Here is a 3322-nt window from a genome sequence, read left to right as displayed (position 1 = left end):
TTACTGCTCGTTAAGACTGGGATAAAAAATCAATTCATCATTTATATATTAAATGCCATCAATTAAACATCAGTGTATTATTTTATACCTATATAATAATTATATCACTAATTTTAAATATTACCTGTGTTCTGCTTAAAGTTTAGATTATTGCCATAGTCTTGAACCAATCTTTTGTGAAAGAAAATGTTTATTAAAAATATTGAGAGACATATTAACTATAGAAATTTATGAGAAGAGGTGTGAAATAGTTGGAATTCTTATCAAGAGAGGAAATTATAAATGAATTACAACAATCGTTTCAGTCTTATATTGATAAATTCGATATAGAAGCTATCGGCATTTTTGAGGAAGAGGGACAGGCTGATCAATATTATATTGGCTATACTGTTACAAAAAACAGCGAAACCTTTCATATCCATACCCCATATATAAAAAATGCTAATGGAGATTTAGCCCCCATTAGCAAAGAATGGACAGTGGAGTCCGATGATCCGCAGAAAGATGATTTTAAAGAATACAATAATTTAGACAATGTGTTTCTGGAACTGTAAAATTCTCGCTTTTATTAACTGAACTCTAAAGGGAAAAGTTCTTACAGCGTTCTTTTCCCTTTATCCTTAATTATTCATAAAAATCTTTTCGAAGTCACTGGCAGGAACAGGTTTGCTGAATAAATATCCCTGTCCTAAAATACAGTTATTAATCGACAAATGACTTACTTGATCCTCATACTCAATTCCTTCTACTACTACTTCCAGGTTTAAATTTACACCTATATCAATAATTGCATTTACTAGCGACTTATCCTTCTTATCAGCAACATCATCAACAAATGACTTATCGATTTTAATCGCATCAATAGGCAGCTTCTTCAGAACAGATAAGGATGAGTAACCGGTCCCGAAATCATCAATGGATGTTTTGACTCCGATTGATTTCAACTCGTTTAATATTCTCATTGAATCAACTATATTTTGCATAATACTTTCTGTAATTTCCACTTCTAAATATTTAGCATCAAGTTCATTTTCTTCTAAAGCTGTTTTGACAGTCATAATAAAATCACTATGCTGAAATTGAAAGACAGATACATTAACAGACATACGGAGAGAGGTAAAACCCGCTCTTTGCCATTCTTTCATTTGTTTACAGGCTGTTTTCAACACCCATTCACCGATTGCGACAATTTGACCTGTTTCCTCTGCAATTGGAATAAATTCTGCTGGAGAAACAAATCCCAATCGGGAATTATTCCAACGTAACAGCGCTTCCATTCCTACTATCTCTCTTGTTTTCAAATTTACTTTAGGCTGGTAATAAAGAGTAAAATCATCATTTTTAATTGCCTTTTTTAATTCATTCTCAATCTCCAATGTCCTGAGCAATGTTTCATTTAATTCCGAACTATAAAATTGGAAATTATTCCTTCCCTTGCTTTTCGCAAGATACATAGACATATCTGCATACTTAAGTAATGTTTCATTATTAACTCCATTTTCCGGATACAAACTAATACCGATACTTGGAGTAATAGAAATTTCATATTCTTCTACAAACAAAGATTTAGTAAATACATTCAGTATAGTTTCAGCTGTATTTATACAATCCTGTTCCGTTGCATTGGAGAGAATAATAATAAATTCATCACCGCCAACTCTATACACTCTATCATTGTTACCTGTAAACTCTTTCAGCTTTCGTGCACATTCCTTTAACAATAAATCTCCGATATGATGACCAAATGTGTCATTAATATTTTTAAATCGGTCTAAATCTAATAATAATATTGCTGCTCTCCTATTTAAGATGTCAGCATCATCTAATATTTTTATTAGATCTCTTTGAAAGCTTACTCGATTATGTAATCCAGTCAGTTCATCATGATAGGCATAATACCAAAACTCATTTGCTAAACTGCTATTCTTTTTAATAACTAAAATTTGCATCATAATAACTAAAAGAAATGTTACAATTAAACCAATGACGAGCGCATTCCAATGCCACTGTTCACTGTTGATTACTATTATTATTAGAGCTATTACAGTTATATAAGGAAATAAACTGCCGCTGTTCTTCACATTATAATCTTGCTTCCAATTTATCTCTTCCTTTACAGCGCTAGTGTAGAGGCTTGATAGACCAATAATAAGAATCGACAAACCCCATAAAGGATCCATTAAACTCCCTGTATGATACTTCCCTCCAATTAACAAATAACTATAAATAGAGTCAGCTGTAAATTGGGCGAGAAATCCTATTGAAATAACTAATAACACTTTTTTCATCCGCATATATTGAGAATAGTAAAAAATATTAATTATCATGAAAAGCAGACATAGATTGATTAACTGATAAGATAAATTCAATATTGCAAGCAGCAAAGAATTATCAGAAAATTCAAGAGCCGGCTTAATTAAATAATGAATACTGAGTGCAGCTGCCGTAATCATAAAAATTAAAACATTATAAAAAAATGGATTTCTAAAAAAAGATTTATTTAATACTTTTAATTTATAAATCAACGCAATTAAAAAAAACACATATGATAGTAACCACATTAGATGCGACATCTTAGGATGGTCTTGTACCCCATATATAATTTGCATATAAAACCAAATACAGTTGGCTATAAGATAGAAAAAAACACCAATTATTAATAAAAACCAAAACGTTCTTTCAGTGCCTAAACTTTTACGATACGGCTTAAATAGCCAAGTCATACTTGCTGCCGCTGCAATAAAGGGAAATGAACAAGCTCCTAGCGACCTCATCCATTCATTCTCCCAGAACATAAAGATCCAACTGTAGAATATCACTAGAAATAAAATTATAAAGATAATAGCTGAACGCCTTTCTGCCAACATAGTAAATCCCCTTATATTCCCTAAAGAAAATATATGTAAAACATTCTTTAGTTTTTTTACTTTACTACATCTCTCATACATAAAAATAGTTCAATTTCATAATTTTGTAACGAGAATATTTTAAGATCTGATTTATATTATAATTATTAATCTTTTAAACTTATGCTTACTATAAAGGTGAAGGCTACTCAACAAATTGAGTAGCCAAAAATCCCCTAATAGATTATGAGAATATCATTGGTAACCCAGCCGTCATCGTTTTTTAAACATTAGACCCGTGGCTTTGCGTCCCTATTTTTCAATAGGTTTGCCTTTATCAAATTCAATAGTACTTATTTACTAAAAATAATATCATATTACTACACTATATTAAATATACATTGTTAAATTTTTCGAGCTACTACATATAAAGTGAAACTTCTATCAGTGGGAGTTAGTTTAGGCCCGTACGCTAC

The 3322-nt window shown here is 30.9% G+C and carries 2 protein-coding genes and 1 riboswitch; of the genes, one reads left to right on the top strand and one right to left on the bottom strand.

Features of this window, described 5'->3' with window-relative positions; all coding sequences use genetic code 11:
* Nucleotides 1-251: 251 nt before the first annotated feature.
* A complete protein-coding gene (locus BFA01S_RS21130) occupies nucleotides 252-554 on the top strand; it encodes a DUF5634 family protein (protein WP_066235553.1) in 303 nt (100 codons plus the stop codon).
* Nucleotides 555-620: 66 nt separating this feature from the next.
* On the opposite strand, the gene BFA01S_RS21125 is transcribed toward BFA01S_RS21130, so the two are convergent.
* Nucleotides 621-2774 (bottom strand): EAL domain-containing protein, encoded by a 2154-nt coding sequence (locus tag BFA01S_RS21125; protein ID WP_169800523.1) that lies wholly within the window; start codon nucleotides 2772-2774, stop codon nucleotides 621-623.
* Nucleotides 2775-3103: 329 nt separating this feature from the next.
* A riboswitch (cyclic di-GMP riboswitch) is annotated at nucleotides 3104-3189 on the bottom strand.
* Nucleotides 3190-3322: the final 133 nt, after the last annotated feature.

Origin of the sequence: Metabacillus fastidiosus NBRC 101226, assembly GCF_001591625.1 — a bacterium.
GTDB lineage: Bacteria > Bacillota > Bacilli > Bacillales > Bacillaceae > Metabacillus > Metabacillus fastidiosus.
The sequence above is the reverse complement of the archived record's forward strand: the minus strand, read 5'-3'. Positions and strand labels throughout refer to the sequence as shown.